The following is a 19,437-nucleotide window of genomic DNA, read 5'->3' on the forward strand; positions in this document are numbered from 1 at the left end:
CATGTCTTTCATAGACGACGGCACGAAAACGGAACTGACGAGGCTTTATCAAGCCGACGACCGCCACTACCACGGCATCAGGCACATCGAAGCGCTTTTGGCGCTCGCAACGGAGTATCGCTCCGAACTGAGTGATCCCGAGGCGGTCGAAGCCGCGATCTGGTTCCATGACGCGATCTACAATAGCCGCCGCAAGGACAATGAGGCGCTGAGTGCCGCGCTTGCCGCCGACAAGCTCCAAGGGCAGATCGACGCCCCTCGCCTCGCCCGCATCGTCAAGATGATCGAAGCGACCGCAACGCACGAGATCCCTGATTTCGCCGACGTTGCAGCGAAAAGCGACGCCGCCCTTTTACTCGACATGGACCTGTCGATCCTTGGCGCACCGGCAAGAACCTTCGACGCTTACGAAGACGCCGTCAGGCGCGAATATGGCTGGGTCGCCGATGCCGACTGGCGTGCAGGACGCGGTGCTGTGCTACGCAATTTCCTTGCGCGGCCACGCATCTTCCACACCGACATTTTTGTGTCGCGCTTCGAAGCTAAGGCGCGGGCGAACATGGAGCGCTCGCTCGCAAAGCTCAGCGGCTGACGGACCAGTCAGTCGGGAAAACTCTCCATGCGTTGCGCATAAGGCCTGAAGCCGGCGCGCCGATATGTCGATTGTGCGCCGGGATGATCATTGGTGTCGGTATGCAGCCACACGCGGTGCGGTCTCTGCGACCAGATCGCCCGCAAGCCGTGATCAAGCAGGTAAGGCCCAAGCTTCCTGCCCTGGAACTCCGGGATCAGCCCGAAATGGGTGAGTTCTACTTCCGCCCCACCTGCACCGACGAACTCACAAAGACCTACTGCTTTCCCGTCGACGCGCAGAATATGGACATGGGTGCCTTCGTAGCTAAGCAACGTTTGTAGCGCATTCCCAGGCATGCGCAGCCGCTGGTCCCAATTCAGCGGCTCCCCAACTGCTCGATAAAGCGCGAGATAGTCGGAAAGGCTGGGATGTTCCCTTTCGATCCGCGTCGCGGCGAGCGGAGCCGCAAATGGCTCTCCACCGGGCTGCTCCGTCATCTCCATGTAGGTGACGAGAAGATCGACCATATCCCTCAGATCGGATGTTCGGCCAAAAACTCCAGCACGCGTTTCTTGAACGCCTTGTCGCCGACGGCCAGCATGTGATCGCGGCCCTCGATTTCGAAGCTTTCGCCATGCGGCATCAACTGGGCGAGTTCGCTGGGAGAGCCACCGATGTCGTCCTTGGTGCCGACGGCGACCAAAGTTGGCTGCGTGATCCGACGGATGTCATTGTCGGTCACCAGCTCGCGGGAGGTGGAAATGCAGGCGGCAAGCGCCCGGCGGTCGCTGCGCGTCTGGTCGGCGAAGGCGCGGAACATTTTCGCGCGCGGCTGCGTGATCGTCTCGGGGTCTTCGGCCACCAGCGCAGCAGCGATCGGGTCCCAGTCGCCGACGCCGTCGACCATGCCGATGCCGAGCCCGCCGAACACCAGTGTTGCCACCCGTTCGGGCGCTTCCAGCGCCATGAATGCCGAAACGCGGGCGCCCATCGAGTAACCCATGACATGGGCGCGTTCGATGCCGAGATGGTCGAGCAGCGCAATCGCGTCGCTGGCCATCTTGCTTGGCGTATAGTCGGCCTCGTCATAACTCTTGGTCGAGCCGCCATGGCCGCGATGGTCGAAGGCGATGGCGCGGTAGCCCGCCTCGGTCAGCGTCTTGAACCAGCCCGGCGATACCCAGTTGACGAAGTGGCTGGAGGCAAAGCCATGGATCATCAAGACCGGCTCGCCGCTTCCCGCGCCGGTCGGCGGCAGGTCGAGAAACGCCAGGTCGAAACTTTCGTGGGAAAAGTGATCGATAGCCATCGTCGCTCCGATTGATCGTGGCCCGAAGCCTCAGGGATTGCCGGCGACTGCGGCGATTGCCCGGTGCTTGAGCATGACGCCCTTGGCGATGCCCGTCTTGGCCGCCGTGCCAGCCTTGAGTTCGAGCACAAAACGCGCCGGCTCTTCCGGGGCTATGACCGCTTCGGAAAACGGCGTGCCCGGCAGCACGTCGAGCACCTTGCCGTCGGGACCGGCAAAAACCAGATCGAGCGGCAGCGGCGTGTTCTTCATCCAGAAGCCGACGGGCTGGGTCTGTTCGAAGACGAAAAGCATGCCCTGGTCGTCGGCAAGATCCTTGCGGAACATCAGCCCCATGGCGCGTTCGCCCGGCTCGTCGGCGATCTCGATGCGGAACGGCACTTCGCCCTTGGCGGTCACCGCGATCAGCGGATCGGCATCGACCGGCAAGGCCATCGCCTCTTGCGCAATACTCGGTGCGGTTCCAGCGAGCGAAACGACAAAAGCCGGCACCGCAAGCAATGCGGCACCGAGCGCTCCGGCGATCAACAATCTGCGTAAGGTCATAAAATCCCCGCGGCGGTCTCGACCTAGTGCGAGACCGGCAAGGTGCCTAAATCAGGGTGAATTTCGGCAGCCATAAGGCCTTTGTCGCCTTTGCCGAAACGAACCAGCACCACCTGCCCGGGCCGAAGCTCGGTGACACCAAAGCGGCGCAGCGTCTCCATGTGGACAAAAATGTCCTCGGTACCCTCGCCGCGCGTCAGGAAGCCAAAGCCCTTGGTGCGGTTGAACCACTTGACCAGCGCGCGCTCGAGACCGCTCTCGGCGGTCACCGCGACATGGGTGCGCTGCTCCTGCATTTCGGCCGGATGCACTGCGGTCGAATTGTCGATGGAAAGCACGCGGAAGGCCTGCAGACCACGGTCGCCCTGCTTGACCAGGCAAACGACGCGGGCACCTTCGAGTGCGGTCTGGAAACCGTCGCGACGCAGGCAGGTGACATGCAGCAGCACGTCGCTTCCAACACCGCTGTCGGGGAGAATGAAGCCGTAGCCCTTGGCCACGTCGAACCATTTGATGGCGCCGGAAATTTCGACCAGACCAACGCCATCTGCGCTGTCATCGTGCTCAAATGCATCGCGGCCAGTGCCATTCTGCATCACGAGAGAGGCCTTTTCCCCCATAAGAACGCCCCCTTTTTCCTTGCAAACGCCATTACTGATTCTTGAGATAAGATTAACACTTGCACTTTGGACTTACGCAAGGGCCGTTCCGCCATTTTTCGACTTGGTTCCGAGATAGGCACAAGCTTCGCACCAGTTCCGCACAAAAGTCGCTATGGCGGTTGCCGAGCGCGTGGCGCCCGCCCTATGTATCGGCGAACCCCATCAACCCTAACCCACAAAGCCGAGGAACAGCGATGCGCTATCTCCACACCATGGTCCGCGTCAAAGACGTCGACGCCTCTTTGGACTTCTATTGCACCAAGTTTGGCATGAAGGAGATCCGTCGCTCCACCAATGAGAAGGGCCGCTACACGCTGATCTTCCTCGCCGCTTCCGAAGACGTGGGTGCCGGTAGCGAGCGCCAGACGCCGCTGCTTGAATTGACCTTCAACTGGGACACGGAAGACTATCAGGGCGGGCGCAATTTCGGCCACCTCGCCTATGAGGTCGACGACATCTACGCCACCTGCCAGGACCTGATGAACAAGGGCGTGACCATCAACCGCCCGCCTCGCGACGGCAACATGGCCTTCATCAAGTCGCCCGACGGCATCTCGATCGAGCTGCTGCAGAAGGGCGAGCGCCAGGCGCCGGCAGAGCCGTGGTTGTCCATGCCGAACATCGGCAGCTGGTAACCTTCACGCTTTTCTGGCCATCTCAAGCAACGTCAGCACGGTGCGCCAGTTGCGCATCGTGCCCGGCACCTTGAGGGTGCGCGGCAAAACTTCGGCGAATTTCGATTTGCCTAGACCATCGGGCGCGTGAAGGTAGAGCACTTCGCCCTTGACCTCGAAGCTTTCAGGACCGGTGCAGCGCTCCGCCAGCCGCGCGGTCTCTTCGGCGGTCGGCTCGCGCTCCAGCGCACTCGCATGCAGCTTGGTATGATCCGCGGCCACTTCGGGATAGGGATTGTTTGCCACCAGCGCCTCGAGCCAGCCAAGGTCGCGCACCATGATGCGCGAACGAAAGCCCCAGCGCTCTTCAAACGCCGCTTCGATCTTTGCGGTCAGTGCGGCTGCATCAGCATCCGCCTCGAACACGACATTGCCGCTCTGGATGTAGCTAGCGACGTCGGCAAAGCCGAGTTCTTCGAAGAAGGCCCGGAGTTCCGCCATCTTGACGATGCGGTTGCCGCCGATATTGATGCCTGAAAACAGCGCGACGAACACGCTCATATGATGAATCCGGCCAGCGTTTCGTTGTCGGTGATGTCCTGATACTGCACGCCTTCGACATCGAAGCGCGCCCGAAGCAGGTCGAAATTACGCCGGTCCTTGGTTTCAATGCCGATCAGCACCGAACCGAAATTGCGCGCCGATTTCTTGAGGTATTCAAAACGCGTGATGTCGTCTTCGGGCCCCATGATTTCGAGGAAGTCGCGCAACGCGCCCGGCCGCTGCGGAAAGCGGATGATGAAGTACTTCTTCAGCCCCTCGAAGCGCAAGGCGCGCTCCTTGACGTCGGGCAGCCGCTCGAAGTCGAAATTGCCGCCCGACACCACCGCGACCACGGTCGTGCCCTTCAGTTCTTTCCTGGAAAAATCCTTGAGCGCGTCGATCGCCAGCGCGCCGGCTGGCTCCAGCACCACGCCTTCGACATTCAGCATCTCGATCATCGTGGCGCAGAGCCGGTTTTCCGGCACCAGCTTGACCGCGTCGGCGGGAAAATCCTTGAGATGCTTGAGCGGTTCGCGGCCGATTTCGGCGACGGCTGCACCATCGACAAAATTGTCGACCTTGGCGAGCTTCACGCGCTTGCCGGTTGCAAGGCTGTCGCGCAGGCTGGGAGCGCCAGCCGGTTCGCAAAAGACGAAGCGCGGCGCATTGCCCGTCTCAGCGAAGTAGCGCGTCACGCCTGCCGACAATCCGCCGCCGCCGACGGGTAGAAGCACGATGTCGGGCATGCGCCCGTGCGGCATCTGGGCAGCAATCTCCAGGGCGACAGTCGCCTGGCCTTCGATGATGTCCTTGTGGTCAAAGGGCGGCACCATGTGCCCGCCCGAAGCTTCGGCGAATTCGATGGCCGCGCGGTAGCAGTCGTCGAAGAAGTCGCCGACCAGCTTGATCTCGACGAACTCGCCGCCGAACAGCCGGGTCTTGTCGATCTTCTGCTGCGGCGTCGTCACCGGCATGAACACCACGCCCTTCTTGCCGAAATGGCGGCAAACGAAGGCAAAGCCCTGGGCGTGGTTGCCGGCCGAGGCGCAGACGAACAACTCCGCCTCGTTGCCGGCGGCAAGGGTCTTGCGGAAGAAGTTGAGCGCGCCACGAATCTTGTAGGAGCGAACCGGCGTCAGGTCTTCGCGCTTCAAAAGCACGCGCGCGCCAGTCTTGCGGGAGAGATAATCGTTTTCCTGCAGCGGTGTCTCGGGAAACAACTGCCTTACCGCCTCTGCTGCCAGCGAAACCCTTTCGGCAAAACTGGTCATGGGTAAAGGCTCCTGAAATCCACCGGGCAAATGCTGTGGCCCGTTTGGACGCGCTATTGCATATTCGGCGCGGCGAAGCCACTGTCCGGCCCCGCCGTCAGGTTCAAACCGGCTCATTGGCTCGCCGCGATAGATTTGGGGATACGTCTCGGTGAACAGAATTGCCGTCCGCGCCGCGATCCACATCGCGGCCGTCTTTGCCATCTACCTGTCCGTGGCGATGCTCATCCCGGCGGCCGTCGATCTCTACTACGGCCATGACGACTGGCAGTCCTTTGCCTTTACCGCGATGTTCATGGGCGGTCTGGCTCTAGCGGTGGCACTCGCCACCCAAGGGCGTGTGCCGCCTGCCAACACCCGCTTCGGTTTCCTCCTGGTCAACTTCTTGTGGATCACGCTGGCGATCGCCGGTGCGGTGCCGTTCATGACCTCGTCGCTTGATCTCAGCATCACCGACGCCTTCTTCGAATCGGTGTCGGGCGTCACCACCACCGGCTCCACCGTGATCAACGGCCTCGACACGGCACCGCCCGGCATCCTGATCTGGCGTTCTCTGCTCAGCTTCATGGGCGGCCTCGGTGTCATCGCGCTGGGCCTGTTTCTGCTGCCGTTCCTCAACATCGGCGGCGTGTCCTATTTCAAGATCGAATCCTCCGACATCGAGGACCGCCCGTTCGAACGCTTCCACACCTTCACCGTCAGCCTGATCGGCATCTACACGGTGCTGGTCGTCGCCTGCACCATCTCCTACACAGCGGCCGGCATGGAAGGTTTCCACGCCATCAATCACGCCATGTCGACGGTGGCTACGGGCGGCTTTTCCACCCACGATACCTCTTTCGTGCGTTATGCCGACAACCCCGCCATCCTGTGGACCGGCATCGTCTTCATGTTCATCGGCGGCTTGCCGTTCTCGATCATGATCCTGTTTGCGGTGCGCGGACGCCTCGACGCGCTGCGCGATCCGCAAATCCGCGTCTATGCAGGCTACTGCATCGTCTTTGCGGTGGCTGTGGCGGTCTATCTCCGCGTCAGCATGGGCATGCCGTTCTTCACCGCCCTTACCCATTCGACCTTCAACCTGATGTCGATCATCACCACGGCAGGCTTTGCCAGCGACGACTACAGCCTGTGGGGGCCATTCGCCATCGGCTGCATCTTTGTCGCCACCTTCCTCGGCGGCTGCTCGGGCTCGACCACCGGCGGCATCAAGGCCTATCGTTTCCTGGTCTTGTTCGAACTTCTCTCGAACGGTCTGCGCCGCCTGATCTATCCCAACACAGTGACGCCGGTACGTTATGGCGACCGCACCGTGGCGCCCGAGATGCAAAGTGCGGTTGTGCTGTTCATCGCCTCTTTCATGGTTCTCTGGGCCATCACCATCGTGCTTTTGAGTGCGACCGGCCTCGATTTCATCACCGCTGTCACCGGCTCGCTTACGTCGCTGACCAATGTCGGCCCCGGCCTCGGCCCGGTCATCGGCCCGATGGGGAACTTCTCCTCGCTGCCCGATGCCGCCAAGTGGATATGCTCAGCGGCCATGCTTTTGGGCCGCCTCGAAATCCTCGCCGTTCTGGTGATCTTCACGCCAACTTTCTGGGGTCGCTAACTTCGTGAACTCAGGTACGGAAGTACTTGTTTCCGCCACAATTTTGGCATTCCGGCAACACTCGGCTAGCGATGGCTCCTCGACCTGTCTTTTTCGACTGGACCCGACTTACTTCCGCCACTATCAGACCCTCCCGAAGGTGGCACGCTGAACGCCTTGCCCGTCAGAGAGATCATAATTTGTTGCCGTCGAAGTTCTGCATAGCCATTGCCGCCCTCCTGCTGTCCGGTTGCATCGGGCAGCCGTCCGGGGCGCTGTTGACCGGCGCGGTCGTCAATGTTCCGGTGTCGGAGATCGCCGGAAACCATGCGATTTTCGTAGCGTCCACCCGTCAACACGCTGCCGACGACAAGCAAGTCTTCGATCGCGATCGTTCGGCGACGCTCAATTTCGCGCGTGTCGACGTCACCGTGCCAAGAACCCACAAGACCGGCCAGATCGAGCTGCGCAATCGCAAGGATCCCGATCCGACCAAGTATTTCACCGCGACCAACGCGACCGGCTACGCGACGCAGCCCGAATTCTCCAAGGCGCTCAGCGCCGACATCGCCGCGCGCGGCGGTCGCGCCATGCTGTTCGTGCACGGCTACAACACCTCCTTCGATGCCGGCGTTTATCGCGCCACCCAGATCGCGCATGACTCGGGCTACACCGGCACGCCGGTGCTGTTTTCCTGGGCGTCCGGCGGCAGCACGACCGACTATGTCTACGACAAGGAAAGTGCCGCGGCCGCCCGCGACCAGCTTGAGGTCACGCTGCGCATGCTCGCCCAGTCGGGTGCGCGCCGCATCGATATCGTGGCGCACTCGATGGGCACATGGGTGACCATGGAAGCATTGCGCCAGTTGGCGCTGACCGGCGACCGAGATCTCGGCGGCAAGCTCGGCGATGTCGTGCTCGCCTCGCCCGACATCGACGTCGACGTGTTCAAGGCGCAGATGCGCCGCTACGGCAAGCCGACCAAGCCGTTCTTCCTGATGACGTCGGGCGACGACCGCGCGCTCAAGCTGTCGGGCCTGATCGCCGGCTCCAAACCGCGCCTCGGCGACTACAAAAACGCCGCCGACCTCGCCGAATATGGCGTGATCGTCGTCGACCTGTCCGACGCCAAGAGCGGGGATTCCTTCAATCACACCAAGTTCGCCGACAATCCGCAGATGGTGAAGCTGCTTGGCCAGCGCCTGCGCGCCGACGACGGTTTTGCCAGCGACCGCGAGGTCACCGACCGCATCAACATGCTCGGCGGCGGGCTGCAGTAGGATACGCAGTTCCGCTGGCCGTCTAGCGAAGACGAAACACCAAGGTCGTCATCCCGGCCAGCCGATCCAAGCAAGGGCATGGCCGGGATCCATTGGTGCGGGCATCGTGTAGCGCGGCCGGGCCCTCGCCTCTGCGCGCTTCATGAATACTTCCACACACCGAGAACCCGGCCGCGCGGATCAATAGATCCCGGCTCTCGCTTCGCTCGCCCGGGATGACGCCTTCTTGTCACCGACTGGCCCACAGGCTCTCGTAATTGGACTCGCTTACAAGAACAGATCGACCTTCTCGAAGGTCGTCACATCGACCAGCCCGACGTCGGAAATCCTGAGTTCCGGGATGACCACCAACGCCAGCAGCGAATGCTGCATGTAGGCGTTGTTGAGGCTGCAGCCCATGTCGCGCATCGCCTGCACCAGTCTGTCGGCCTTGGCGGCGACGATCTCGGCGCGTTCGTCCGACATCAGGCCGGCGATCGGCATCTCGACCAGCGCCAGTTCCTTGCCTTCGGAAAACAGCACCACGCCGCCACCGACCTGCCCGAGCCGGTTGGCGGCCAGCGCCATGTCGGCCTTGTTGGTGCCGACGACGATCATGTGGTGGCTGTCATGCGCGACCGTTGAGGCGAGCGCGCAGTCCTTCATGTAGCCGAAGCCTGAAACGAAGGCGTTGGTCACAGAACCGGTGCCGCGATGGCGCTCGACGAGTGCGATCTGGCAGACGTCGTTGCGCCGGTCCATGGCGACCAGACCGTCCTCGACGGCAAGATCAGCCTCCAGCGCGCGCGTCGGCGCCTGGTTTTCGATCACGCCGATGACGCGCACGCGCACTTCGTTTGCGCCTTCGGGCGCCTTGATGTCGAAATCGACGGCCTTGAGCTTCTTGCCCAGCTTCACCGTCTTCTTGGCCTCGGCCGGATAGGCGTAGGCTGGAATATCGATGTCGAGCTTGCCAGCCTTGGCGACGCGCACGCCGCGCGCATAAACCTCGTCGATCTTGAGTTCGGCCAAGTCAGAGACAATCAGCAAGTCGGCCAGCCGGCCCGGCGTGATCGAGCCAAGCTCGCGCTCGAGGCGGAAATGCTGGGCGGTGTTGATCGTCGCCATCTGGATCGCCGTCACCGGCTTCAATCCCTGCTGGATGGCGTGGCGCACGACGCGGTCCATGTGCCCCTCATGCACGAGCGTGCCGGAATGGCTGTCGTCGGTGCACAAGATGAAGCTGCGCGGGTCGATGCCCTGCTCGGTCACCGCCTTGATCTGGCTGGCGACATCGTACCAGGCCGAGCCAAGCCGAAGCATCGCCTTCATGCCCTGGCGCACCCGGGCGATTGCGTCTTCGGCGCGCGTGCCCTCGTGGTCATCTTCAGGTCCGCCAGCGACATAGCCGTGGAACGGCAGGCCAAGGTCGCGGGAAGCGTAGTGCCCGCCCACGGTCTTGCCGGCTTTCACCGTTTCGGCGATCTCGCCCGACATGACCGGATTGTTGGCCGCGACACCGGGGAAGTTCATCACCTCGCCCAGACCGATGATGTTTTCCCAGGTCATCGCCTCGGCAACGTCCTCGACCGTCAGCGCAGCACCCGCATTCTCCAACCCAGGCGCCGAGGGCACGCAGGACGGCATTTGCACATGCACGTTGATCGGCATGGCGAGTGCCTCGTCATGCATCAGCCTGACGCCTGGCAGGCCCAGCACATTGGCGATTTCGTGCGGGTCGATGAACATCGACGTCGTGCCATGCGGGATCACCGCGCGGCAGAACTCGGTCACCGTCACCATGCCGCTTTCGACATGCATATGCGCGTCGCACAGGCCGGGCACGAGATAGCGCCCGCCGGCATCGACAACCTTGGTGCCCTGGCCGATGGCGTGGCTGGCGTTGGGCCCGCAATAGGCGAAGCGCCCGGCAACGATGGCGACATCCGTGCCGGCAATGATCTCGCCCGAATGCACGTTCACCCAGCGGCCGTTGCGGATGACGAGATCGGCCGGCCGTCGGCCCATGGCGACATCGACCAGCGTCGGTGCGGTCTCGGTCCAGGGGCGCGGCTTGGCGAAATTGGTCTTGCTGGGCATTTTCGGGGATTCCTGAACTCTTTCGCGCAACTGTAGCGGAAGCGACGCGGGAATACAGGGGCTTGGCCGGTGGAAGGATTTTTCTCACATCCTTCACGCGATGGTTTTTCCGCCCGTTGACTTTTTCCATGCAAGGGCAGTGACTTGCCACCCTCATCTTGCGGAGGCGACCATGCGTGCATTGTGGACTGCATTGACGTTTGCGTTTCTGATCCTGTTGCCGGCTGGTGCGGCAATAGCCGAGGAGCGTTGGCAAACCCTTCCCGAACCAGTTGCGATGCCCAAGTCGACCGAAAGTGGCTACGCCAAGGTCAACGGCATCGATATGTACTACGCCGTCTACGGTTCGGGCGACCCGGTACTCCTGATCCACGGCGGCCTTGGTCATGCCGATATCTGGGCAAGCCAGGTGATCGAACTGGCCAAGACCCACAAGGTGATCGTCGCCGACAGCCGCGGCCACGGCCGTTCGACCCGTGACGCCCAGCCCTTCGGCTACGACCTGATGGCTTCCGACTATCTCGCTCTGCTCGACCATCTCAAGATCGACAAGACAGCACTTGTCGGCTGGAGCGACGGCGGCATCATCGGCCTGGACATCGCCATCAACCATCCTGAACGGCTGACCAGGCTCTACGCGCAGGCCGCCAACGTGACCACCGACGGCCTCGATCCCGGAGTACTCACCAACAAGACCTTCGCCGCCTACATCGAGCGCTCCGGCAAAGACTATGCCCGGCTGTCCAAGACGCCCGCTGAATACGATGCCTTCGTCGCTCAGATCAGTCACATGTGGGAAAGCCAGCCGAACTGGACCAAGGACCAACTAGCCAAGATCGCCGTGCCGACCGCCATCGTTGTCGGCGACCATGACGAGGCAATCAAGCGCGAGCATACTGAATACATCGCATCCGCCATACCCGGCGCCAAGCTGATCATCCTGCCCAATGCCAGTCATTTTGTGATGCTGCAGGCGCCGGACGAATATACAAAATCGGTGCTCGACTTCATCGACGCAAAGTAGCTGGCGAAACCGAGACGCCTCTTGCACGGCTCTCGACCGCTTGGGTCGTTTTGCGTGCAGGGCCCCAATGGATGGATATGCCCAACAGCGTGTTCAGCCGATTGGCCCGCTTTGCCATCCCTCACCCTCCAAATCGTGTATGGAGGACCAAAGCCGCGCGACTCGCGGCGCTCTGGAACGGCGGACCCCGATGGCAATCAAATTCACTGAAAAGACAACCATCGCGGCAAAGCCGGCTCCCGCCAAGGCGGCCCCGGTAGCGACGGCGCCGAAGGACGTGGCCAAGGACGCACCTAAAAAGCCTGCCAAAAAGGTCGCTCGAAAGGCGCCGAAAGCGGCTGCGGCGGAATCTCCACTGCTGCCGCTCGATGCCAGCCAGGCAAGCGACCTGCCGGAAGATCCAAGCAAGGCTTAAGCGCAGCCCTTGTCTCAAGCCGTCTGTGCCGACTGCTTCACCATGGCTGACGTGCTGGACGAATACACGATTGCCGCGCTCCATTTTCTTGGATGCGCAAGTGACACAAGCGCTTGCCGGGACTTGCAATCTTGCCCGGCTGCTTTACCAGTTCGGGCCAAGCGGACGTGGCGGAACTGGTAGACGCAAGGGACTTAAAATCCCTCAGCCTCGGCTATGCGGGTTCGATTCCCGCCGTCCGCACCAGATTGAAATCGTTACCTTAATCAAGATATCGATGTATGCGCCGCTTTGGGCGGCCACGCTTGGCAACGAGCGCGGCTTTGGCTGGACCTGCAATGCGAGCGACCGCATCAAGCCTGAAGCGCACGGCATGTCGACAAAGCCACGGGAATCAGGAGAAATGCCTGGCAACGGCGAACCATGATACTCTGATTATCGGGGAATTCCCGGCACATCCGTTCGCGGGTGCCGGTCGCATTTGGAGAGGGACGAAATGACCAGATCAGTTGCAGGCCTGCTCGCCGCCGCGTCCGTCATCGCCACCGCCATCGTGCCTGTTCAGCAGGCCAATGCAACCGAGGCCGTCGGCGGTCGCTACATACCGGGTGCTTATGCCCGTCCTGGCGCGGGGATCGTGCCGCCCGTGCCGGGCGCCTACTGGGACATCGCCAATGTTTACTATCATGGCAAAGCAAGCACCAACGTGCCATTTGGCGACAATCAGGTCGCCTTCGGCCTGAAAGCTGATATCTGGACCACGGCACTTGCGGGCGTCTATGTTCCCAAACTTGACCTGCCCGGCAACTGGACCTACGCCGTTCAGGGCGCTCTACCGATAGGCTGGGTCAAGGCCGAGGCAGACGTCGGTGCCTTTGCATCAGTGGACAATGTGGCCGGATTGGGTGACATCGCGTTCGCACCGATCTTGCTCGGCTGGCACAACGACGCCATGAACACGTTCTTTTCGACGTCGCTGACGATAACCGCTCCCACCGGTGAATGGGAGAAAGGCGCCCTCGCCTTCATCGGCCTGAATTACTGGACTTTCACGCCGGCGGTCGCCTTCACATATCTGGTGCCCGAGCACGGCCTCGATTTGTCGGCCAATTTCGGTGTCGACATCAACACCAAGAACACCGCCACCGACTACTACAGCGGCGCGATGGCTCATCTCGATCTTGCCGTCACCAAGAATGTGACTGCGAAATTTGCCTTGGGCGCGGTCGCGGGCTTCCTCTATCAGTTCGAGGATGACCGCAGCACGTTCGCCGACGCCCATGACGGCTTCAAGGGTCGCTCGATAGGTCTAGGGCCGCTTGTCACCTACAAGGCCAAATTCGGCGAAAACACCGAGGTCGATCTGAATCTGAAATGGGTGCATGAGGTGTCTGTCGAAAACCGCATGAAGGGCAATGCTGTCTTCTTCGACGTCGCCGGAAAATTCTGACACCTGGCCGACACGATGGGTTGCCCCTCGGCTGAGTTGGGCATCCGTTGCAGGGGTTTGAAGAAACCAATCTTTCAACCCAGGAGATATGGGTTCGATCCCCATCCACATCATGAAGACGGCTTCGTTCGCTTGATTCGCCGCGAAACACCGTGATTCGTGGCAAATTTGCCACCTTTGAGTCTTTTCGTAACGTCAACCCCACCTTCAAAAATTGCGGACCATTTCGGACTGAAATACAACTGGGCCGGGTGGTGAATGAGTGGGGAGTTGCGTATGCAGTACAATTGGGAACGCGCGCCATATTTCTGGGAAAAACACCGCAGCGCCTGTTACGGGCTCGCAGCCGCGATATGCGGCCTGTGGATCGTGCTCTACACAGTGCCGCTCTGACCAAGTCGCGAGCAACTGCTGTCGATCTTCGCTGTGCGATGCAACCAATCGGCCCCGGCAACGTTTGAGCCGGCATGACCGTCGTCGAGGACGCGCCGGACAGCCCTTATGGCTGCGGTGGATGCCGAGGCGCTGGCGGCCAAGGACATCGCATCCTTCAGCGAGGGAAAATGATGGCAAAGCTCTTCTATGAAGTCGTGCAGCACGACGGCGGCTGGGCCTACAAGGTCGGCGGCACTTTCTCCGAGACGTTTCCCAACCATGAAGACGCCCTGCGCGCCGCTGAAACAGCGGCCGCCGAACAGCGCGTCTCAGGATCAACCGACGGCATCCAGTACGAAGACAGCGAAGGCCGCTGGCACGACGAGCTTGCAAAGGGCGACGACCGTCCGGACACGGAAGTTTCGGATTAGCGGCGACGGCCGCAGGGATTTTACGGCTCACAGCGTTCGAAGCACTGCAGGTGCTGGAACTGCGTTTGCACTGACGCCTATGCAAAGGCTTTTGCAGCAGTCCGCCTGATCAAGGCTGCAACCCGCTCGGGCTCGATGAACTGCGGCATGTGGCCTAGCCCCTCGACCAGATCGACTTCCAGATTGCCGATGCGGCCGGCCAGCGACTGGCCGTTCAGCCGGTAGTCGATCACGCGGTCGCCCGTGCCGACGAGCACGCCCACCGGCATGGTGATCTCCTCATAACGTGCCTCGACGCCGCCAAGATCCCGTTCGATCGCCACAAGGTCGGCGGACGTTGCGTAGATGTGGCTGGGCCGAAGGCCAGCCAACCCGCCACCTGATATGCCATAATCCTTGGTCGGCTGCTGCGGCCCGAAAACGAAAGCAAGCGTCTGCGGCGCATATTTGAGAGATGTCGGCACCCACACCGTCCGTGCCATGAGATGGCGCAGCAGGGGCGAGCGGACATAGAGCGACCTGAACTCCGGCCGCAACTCGTCTTCAAGGTGGGTCAGCGGCGACAGCAGGACCAGTCCGGAAACGGCTTCGGGATGTTCGAGCGCCAGCGTCAGAGCCACCGCGCCGCCAAGCGAATGGCCAACGACCAGCGGCTTTTGCAGCCCCAGCTTCTCGATGAAGCGCAATACCAGTTCAGCTTGCTCGCTCAAGCTGCCGGCGAAATCCGACGGCCGCGCCGAATAGCCCGACCCCGGCCGGTCCAGTGCTATCAGCCTGAAATCGCCGTCCAGCTGCGAAAACAGCGTACCGCGGAAGTGGTGCAACTGCCCGCCGAGCCCATGGATGAACAGGATCGGCCTGCCCCGCCCTTGCTCGACATAGTGGATGCGGTGGCGGCCAAATTCGACAAACTTGCCCGATGCCGGCACGGCGCGTTCTGCCTCCTTCGCAATGCGGCTGGTCGCCAGCACGAAATAGCCGACGACGAAGGCTGTCGCGAGCACCAGAAAGCCGCCGAGCCACACCAGAACCGAACCGACCGTCGCCAAAAAGCTCTCCTTCAAACGATGGCGGTCAGCTTAGTCGTCAGGGTCACCGCGACAAGCCCGGCACAACGCAAAACGGGCGACCTTGAGGCCGCCCGTTCACAAAAATCACTTTAGCTGAAGGCTGTTAGGCAACTTCCTTCACAGCATTCGAGCCCTTGCCGTGCAGGCGGATGGCGATCTCGGCCACGCGCTTGCCCTGGAAGTGGGCGCCTTCAAGTTCCTGTGCCGAAGGCTGGCGCGAGCCGTCACCATCCGAAGTGGTGGTCATGCCGTAAGGCGCGCCGCCGCGGACCACGTCGTTGCCCATCTGGCCCTGGTAGGCGTAGGACAGCGGCACGATCACCATGCCATGATGCTGCAGGTGGATCTGGGCGTTGATCAGCGCCAATTCGGCGCCGCCATGCTGGGTCGCGGTCGAAACCATCACCGAGCCGACCTTGTCGAGCAAGGCTCCCTTGGCCCAGAGCGGACCGGTCTGATCGAGGAAGTTCTTCATCTGCGAAGCCATGGTGCCGTAGCGGGTGGCGGTGCCGATGATGATGCCGTCATAGTCGGCCAGTTCGAGCGGATCGGCGATCGGCGCTTCCTGGTCGAGCTTGTAGTAGGCAGCCTTGGCGACACCCTCGGGCACCAGTTCGGGAACGCGCTTGAGGGTCACCTCGGCGCCGCCGGCACGCGCACCTTCGGCAGCGGCCTTCGCCATCTGCTCCATGTGGCCCCAGCTCGAATAGTACAGAACAAGAATCTTAGCCATTTCATCGCTCCAAATCTCGGGAAATCTCGCGGCGCCGTCTTGGGTCGGCGTCTGGGGAGAGATGTAATGCAAAGCCCGTTCAATGAAAGCGGTCCAATGCGTGACGCATCGTTCACAGAATGGCGACTATTGCTCGCTTGCGCTGCCGGCGCTATCTGACGAGGGCCCACAATGGAGCTTTCAAAATGGCCGACATCGTCACCGCAGCAATGGTCGTCATCGGCGACGAGATCCTGTCCGGCCGTACCAAGGACAAAAACATCGGCCACCTCGCCGAGATGATGACGGCCGTGGGCATCGACCTCAAGGAAGTGCGTATCGTGCCCGACGACGAGGACGAGATCGCCGCTGCGGTCAACGCCGTTCGCGTGCGCTACGACTATGTCTTCACCACCGGCGGCATCGGCCCGACGCATGACGACATCACCGCGGACTCGATTTCCAAGGCGTTCGGCGTGCCCTGCGAATACGACACCCGCGCCTATGCCATGCTGGAGGCCAACTACGCCTCGCGCGGCATGGAGTTCTCCGAGGCGCGCAAGCGCATGGCGCGTATGCCGCACGGTGCCGACCTCATTGAAAACCCGGTGTCTGTTGCGCCCGGCTTCCGCATCGGCAACGTCCATGTCATGGCCGGCGTGCCCTCGATCTTCCAGGCGATGCTCGACAATGTCATGCCGACACTGAAAACCGGCACCAGGCTTTTGTCGACGACCGTTCAGTGCCCGTATGGCGAAGGCACCATCGGCGGGCCGCTCGGCGAGATCCAAAAAGCGCATCCCGACACGATCATCGGGTCCTATCCGAAATATCTCGACGGCAAGTTCTGGACCGAGCTTGTTGTCCGCTCGCGCTCCATGGAAGCCATGGACGCCGCACGCATTGCCATCGAGGCGATGCTTGCCGACATAGCAAAAACGGCGTGATCGCAAACACGCCAGCCAATTGATCCAAGTCACATTGGAACAAGTATGGGCATGATAGTGTTTCTTTGCTGAGCGCATTTCGGCTCGCGCGCAGGAGGTTGCCATGCCGTTCAAGACAATCGTTGCCATCATCCAGAGCGAGCGCGATGTCGCCCGCGTGCTTGATGTGGCGATCCCCTTTGCCGAGCGGCATGAAAGCCACCTGATCGGCGTGCATGCCGAAGCGCTTGCCATGCCCTACACCACGGCCGTCGGTTTCCCCGACACCGAGTTCATCCAGGCCAATGCCGAGCTGTGCAAGGAACGCGCCGAAAAGGTGCAAAAGGCCTTCCTAGGCCGTATCGAGACATCGGGCGTGTCGTTCGAATGGCGCAGTTTTGAGAGCTTTTCCGGCGACAGCGCCCTTTCAGGCGTCGAAAGCGCGCGCTGCGCTGATCTTGTGATCGTCGCCCAGGCGTCGCCCGACGCCAGGGATTCGATTGCAGCCGACATCGACTCCCTGATCTACGAAGCCGGCCGGCCGGTGCTGGTGGTACCCCATTCGGCGCCGCTGATCTCGACCTTCAGCAACATCCTGATTGCCTGGAACGGCAGCCGAGAGGCCGCACGTGCCGCCTTCGACGCTTTGCCCTTCATCCTCGAGGCGGATTCGACCGAAATCCTCGTCATCGACCCCATCGAAACCGCAGCACTCAGCATGGAAACCGCCGGAGCGGAAATCGCAGCCGCCTTTGCCCGCCATGGCGCCAAGGTTTCGGTCAGCGTTGAAGAGTCCCGCGGGCACACGGTCGACGCGGTCATTCACAACAAGGTGGTGGAAACCGGCGCCGACCTTCTGGTGATGGGCGCCTACAGCCATTCGTGGCTGCGCGAGTTCCTGTTTGGCGGTGTCACGCGCAACGTCCTGCAGGCCGGCGACGTGGCAATATTGCTGTCGCGTTGAGCAAGCCCACGAAACTCGGCGCCCCGCCCTTGCCAAGGACGGGGCTTTCCGGCTAATTCCGCCTGCATTCCCCTATTTCCGCGCCATGTGGCGCGCCGAGCCGGAGTGCTGCGTCACATGTCCCTTCCAGAAAAAGCCTTTCCCGTATCCTGGGACCAGTTCCACCGCGATGCGCGTGCGCTCGCCTGGCGTCTTGCCGGCGTCAATCCGCAGTGGAAGGCGATTGTCTGCATTACCCGTGGCGGGCTCGTGCCGGCAGCCATCATCTCGCGCGAACTCGGCATCCGCCTGATCGAGACGATCTGCATCGCGTCCTACCATGACTACACCTCGCAGGGTCAGTTGCAGGTGCTGAAGGAGATCACGCCATCCCTGCTCGAAGGCGAAGGCGAAAACGTTCTGATTGTCGACGACCTGACCGATACCGGCAAGACGGCCGCTATTGTCAGGGCGATGATGCCCAAGGCGCATTTCGCCACCGTCTACGCCAAGCCCAAGGGCCGACCGCTTGTCGACACCTTCGTCACCGAAGTGTCGCAGGATACCTGGATCTATTTCCCCTGGGATCTGGGCTTCACCTACCAGAAGCCGATCGCCGACGACCACAAGGGCTGACCGCGCGGCTGTCAGCCAAAGCTGCTCGAACGATTCAACGCCCGGCCATGTTCGCCGGGCGTTTTCGTTAGGAGTCTATTTACTTTTGTTACGGAGAATTAACCGTACAATTTGTGACACGGCGCATGATTCTACAATTTGGGTAGGGCTGCCGATGCTGATGAAACCTGTCTATCACAACCATCTGGTCGAGCGGATTCGCCGACTGTTCGGCGCACCCGCCTGCAGGCTCCAGGTCGCCGCCCTGCCCTGGCACCGAACCACCACCGGTATCGAGATCATGCTCATCACCAGCCGCGACACCGGCCGCTGGGTTCTGCCCAAGGGCTGGCCGGAAACAGCCGAACGGCTGTGCGAGACTGCGGCGCGCGAAGCGAGCGAAGAAGCCGGCCTCAGCGGCTCCGTCGACCCCCACGAGGCCGGGCGTTATTTCTATCTGAAGGAACTTTCCAGCGGCGAACAGGTCGCCTGCGAGGTGCTCGTCTTTCCGCTTGAAGTGCGCAAGGTCGCCGAAAAGTGGAAAGAGCGGCGTCAGCGCACGCGCAAGTGGGTTTCACCCAGCGAGGCCTCGCGCATGGTCAACGAGCCCGATCTTTGCCGGCTGATCTCGTCTTTCGGCGCGGCCCAGCAAAAATTCGCAGCCTGAGAGGCATCGGGCGCAGCTGACAGGCAGCTTGCAGCAGGCATTTTGGGACTCTGCCGTTGTTGCGCCGGCTTCGTTCACGAAGCAGGTTCTCCCCGTTATCCACATTAGTGACACACAAGATGTTGGGGTCATTAAATCTATAAGAACGACTCCTTGACGTTGGATGCCGAGTCGCCTTTTATGACTCAGGCGCGCTTGTTGAGTGTGCGGCCGGATTGTTAAGAGCCCGGTCTTTTTCCCAGATTTTGTGCGTATCTGCTCGCATTTACCTCCGCCCTGCGGGGCGCCGAAGCGTGCGGTTTCCTGATGTCCAAGGGGTTGGATGATAAAAATGTGGGACTGG

Annotated in this window: 21 protein-coding genes and 1 tRNA gene; 13 read left to right on the top strand and 9 right to left on the bottom strand. The window is 61.5% G+C overall.

Annotated elements, in window-relative coordinates:
• Window position 1: 1 nt before the first annotated feature.
• Window positions 2–592: an HD domain-containing protein gene (locus AC1DLV_RS05550; protein ID WP_476798575.1), complete on the top strand. Its 591-nt coding sequence runs from the start codon at window positions 2–4 to the stop codon at window positions 590–592.
• Window positions 593–600: 8 nt separating this feature from the next.
• Here AC1DLV_RS05550 and AC1DLV_RS05555 read toward each other — a convergent pair whose 3' ends face one another.
• From AC1DLV_RS05555 to AC1DLV_RS05570, 4 genes are read right to left on the bottom strand one after another with little or no spacing between them, the layout of a single operon-like run.
• Window positions 601–1,101 (bottom strand): GNAT family N-acetyltransferase, encoded by a 501-nt coding sequence (locus tag AC1DLV_RS05555; RefSeq protein ID WP_476798576.1) that lies wholly within the window; start codon window positions 1,099–1,101, stop codon window positions 601–603.
• A gap of 5 nt (window positions 1,102–1,106) precedes the next feature.
• Window positions 1,107–1,877: an alpha/beta fold hydrolase gene (locus tag AC1DLV_RS05560; protein ID WP_476798892.1), complete on the bottom strand. Its 771-nt coding sequence runs from the start codon at window positions 1,875–1,877 to the stop codon at window positions 1,107–1,109.
• Between the two features lie 36 nt (window positions 1,878–1,913).
• Window positions 1,914–2,429 (bottom strand): DUF192 domain-containing protein, encoded by a 516-nt coding sequence (locus AC1DLV_RS05565; protein ID WP_476798577.1) that lies wholly within the window; start codon window positions 2,427–2,429, stop codon window positions 1,914–1,916.
• Between the two features lie 23 nt (window positions 2,430–2,452).
• Complete coding sequence (locus AC1DLV_RS05570; RefSeq protein ID WP_476798893.1) at window positions 2,453–3,025, bottom strand: cold-shock protein; 573 nt, start codon at window positions 3,023–3,025, stop codon at window positions 2,453–2,455.
• A gap of 260 nt (window positions 3,026–3,285) precedes the next feature.
• Here AC1DLV_RS05570 and gloA point away from each other — a divergent pair, with 260 nt between their 5' ends.
• Window positions 3,286–3,726, top strand: a complete 441-nt coding sequence (gene gloA / locus AC1DLV_RS05575; RefSeq protein WP_476798578.1) for a lactoylglutathione lyase — start codon at window positions 3,286–3,288, stop codon at window positions 3,724–3,726.
• Window positions 3,727–3,729: 3 nt separating this feature from the next.
• Here the strand turns inward: gloA and AC1DLV_RS05580 are convergent, their stop codons facing one another.
• Both AC1DLV_RS05580 and ilvA read right to left on the bottom strand, forming a co-directional pair.
• Entirely contained in the window at window positions 3,730–4,266 is a 537-nt protein-coding gene (locus AC1DLV_RS05580) for a DUF1697 domain-containing protein (protein WP_476798579.1), read from the bottom strand.
• Window positions 4,263–5,519 (bottom strand): threonine ammonia-lyase IlvA, encoded by a 1,257-nt coding sequence (gene ilvA / locus AC1DLV_RS05585; protein ID WP_476798580.1) that lies wholly within the window; start codon window positions 5,517–5,519, stop codon window positions 4,263–4,265. Before ilvA ends, AC1DLV_RS05580 begins: the two co-directional genes overlap by 4 nt.
• A 151-nt stretch (window positions 5,520–5,670) precedes the next feature.
• On the opposite strand from ilvA, the gene AC1DLV_RS05590 reads away from it, so the two are divergent.
• Together AC1DLV_RS05590 and AC1DLV_RS05595 are read left to right on the top strand one after the other, a co-directional pair.
• Window positions 5,671–7,128, top strand: coding sequence for a TrkH family potassium uptake protein (locus AC1DLV_RS05590; protein ID WP_476786089.1), 1,458 nt, complete (start codon window positions 5,671–5,673; stop codon window positions 7,126–7,128).
• Window positions 7,129–7,307: 179 nt separating this feature from the next.
• A complete protein-coding gene (locus AC1DLV_RS05595; protein WP_476798581.1) occupies window positions 7,308–8,387 on the top strand; it encodes an alpha/beta hydrolase in 1,080 nt (359 codons plus the stop codon).
• A 267-nt stretch (window positions 8,388–8,654) separates the two neighbouring features.
• On the opposite strand, the gene ade is transcribed toward AC1DLV_RS05595, so the two are convergent.
• On the bottom strand, window positions 8,655–10,466 hold the full coding sequence (ade, locus tag AC1DLV_RS05600) for an adenine deaminase (protein ID WP_476798582.1): 1,812 nt from the start codon (window positions 10,464–10,466) through the stop codon (window positions 8,655–8,657).
• 172 nt (window positions 10,467–10,638) lie between these two features.
• On the opposite strand from ade, the gene AC1DLV_RS05605 reads away from it, so the two are divergent.
• The 5 genes from AC1DLV_RS05605 (at window position 10,639) to AC1DLV_RS05625 (ending at window position 14,161) form a co-directional block, all read left to right on the top strand.
• Window positions 10,639–11,490 carry an alpha/beta fold hydrolase gene (locus AC1DLV_RS05605; protein ID WP_476798583.1) on the top strand — a complete coding sequence of 284 codons (852 nt, stop codon included), beginning with the start codon at window positions 10,639–10,641 and terminating at the stop codon, window positions 11,488–11,490.
• Window positions 11,491–11,680: 190 nt separating this feature from the next.
• Complete coding sequence (locus AC1DLV_RS05610; protein ID WP_476836126.1) at window positions 11,681–11,905, top strand: hypothetical protein; 225 nt, start codon at window positions 11,681–11,683, stop codon at window positions 11,903–11,905.
• Window positions 11,906–12,066: 161 nt separating this feature from the next.
• Window positions 12,067–12,151, top strand: a tRNA-Leu gene (locus AC1DLV_RS05615).
• A 250-nt stretch (window positions 12,152–12,401) separates the two neighbouring features.
• Complete coding sequence (locus AC1DLV_RS05620) at window positions 12,402–13,355, top strand: SphA family protein (RefSeq protein WP_476798585.1); 954 nt, start codon at window positions 12,402–12,404, stop codon at window positions 13,353–13,355.
• 566 nt (window positions 13,356–13,921) lie between these two features.
• A complete protein-coding gene (locus AC1DLV_RS05625) occupies window positions 13,922–14,161 on the top strand; it encodes a DUF2188 domain-containing protein (protein ID WP_476785200.1) in 240 nt (79 codons plus the stop codon).
• Between the two features lie 77 nt (window positions 14,162–14,238).
• Here AC1DLV_RS05625 and AC1DLV_RS05630 read toward each other — a convergent pair whose 3' ends face one another.
• Both AC1DLV_RS05630 and wrbA read right to left on the bottom strand, forming a co-directional pair.
• Window positions 14,239–15,210 (bottom strand): alpha/beta fold hydrolase, encoded by a 972-nt coding sequence (locus tag AC1DLV_RS05630; protein ID WP_476798586.1) that lies wholly within the window; start codon window positions 15,208–15,210, stop codon window positions 14,239–14,241.
• 124 nt (window positions 15,211–15,334) lie between these two features.
• Entirely contained in the window at window positions 15,335–15,964 is a 630-nt protein-coding gene (gene wrbA, locus AC1DLV_RS05635; protein WP_280223391.1) for an NAD(P)H:quinone oxidoreductase type IV, read from the bottom strand.
• Window positions 15,965–16,149: 185 nt separating this feature from the next.
• Between wrbA and AC1DLV_RS05640 the strand changes: the two genes are divergently transcribed.
• From AC1DLV_RS05640 to AC1DLV_RS05655, 4 genes are all read left to right on the top strand, one after another.
• Entirely contained in the window at window positions 16,150–16,890 is a 741-nt protein-coding gene (locus AC1DLV_RS05640; protein WP_476798587.1) for a competence/damage-inducible protein A, read from the top strand.
• Window positions 16,891–16,993: 103 nt separating this feature from the next.
• Complete coding sequence (locus AC1DLV_RS05645) at window positions 16,994–17,833, top strand: universal stress protein (protein WP_476798588.1); 840 nt, start codon at window positions 16,994–16,996, stop codon at window positions 17,831–17,833.
• A 117-nt stretch (window positions 17,834–17,950) separates the two neighbouring features.
• The gene (gpt, locus tag AC1DLV_RS05650) at window positions 17,951–18,448 is read left to right on the top strand and encodes a xanthine phosphoribosyltransferase (RefSeq protein WP_476787007.1); all 498 of its coding nucleotides are present in this window, start codon (window positions 17,951–17,953) and stop codon (window positions 18,446–18,448) included.
• A 154-nt stretch (window positions 18,449–18,602) separates the two neighbouring features.
• Window positions 18,603–19,094, top strand: coding sequence for an NUDIX hydrolase (locus tag AC1DLV_RS05655; protein WP_476798589.1), 492 nt, complete (start codon window positions 18,603–18,605; stop codon window positions 19,092–19,094).
• Window positions 19,095–19,437 lie beyond the last annotated feature (343 nt).

The sequence above is a fragment of the Aminobacter sp. 01T433 genome (assembly GCF_056398585.1).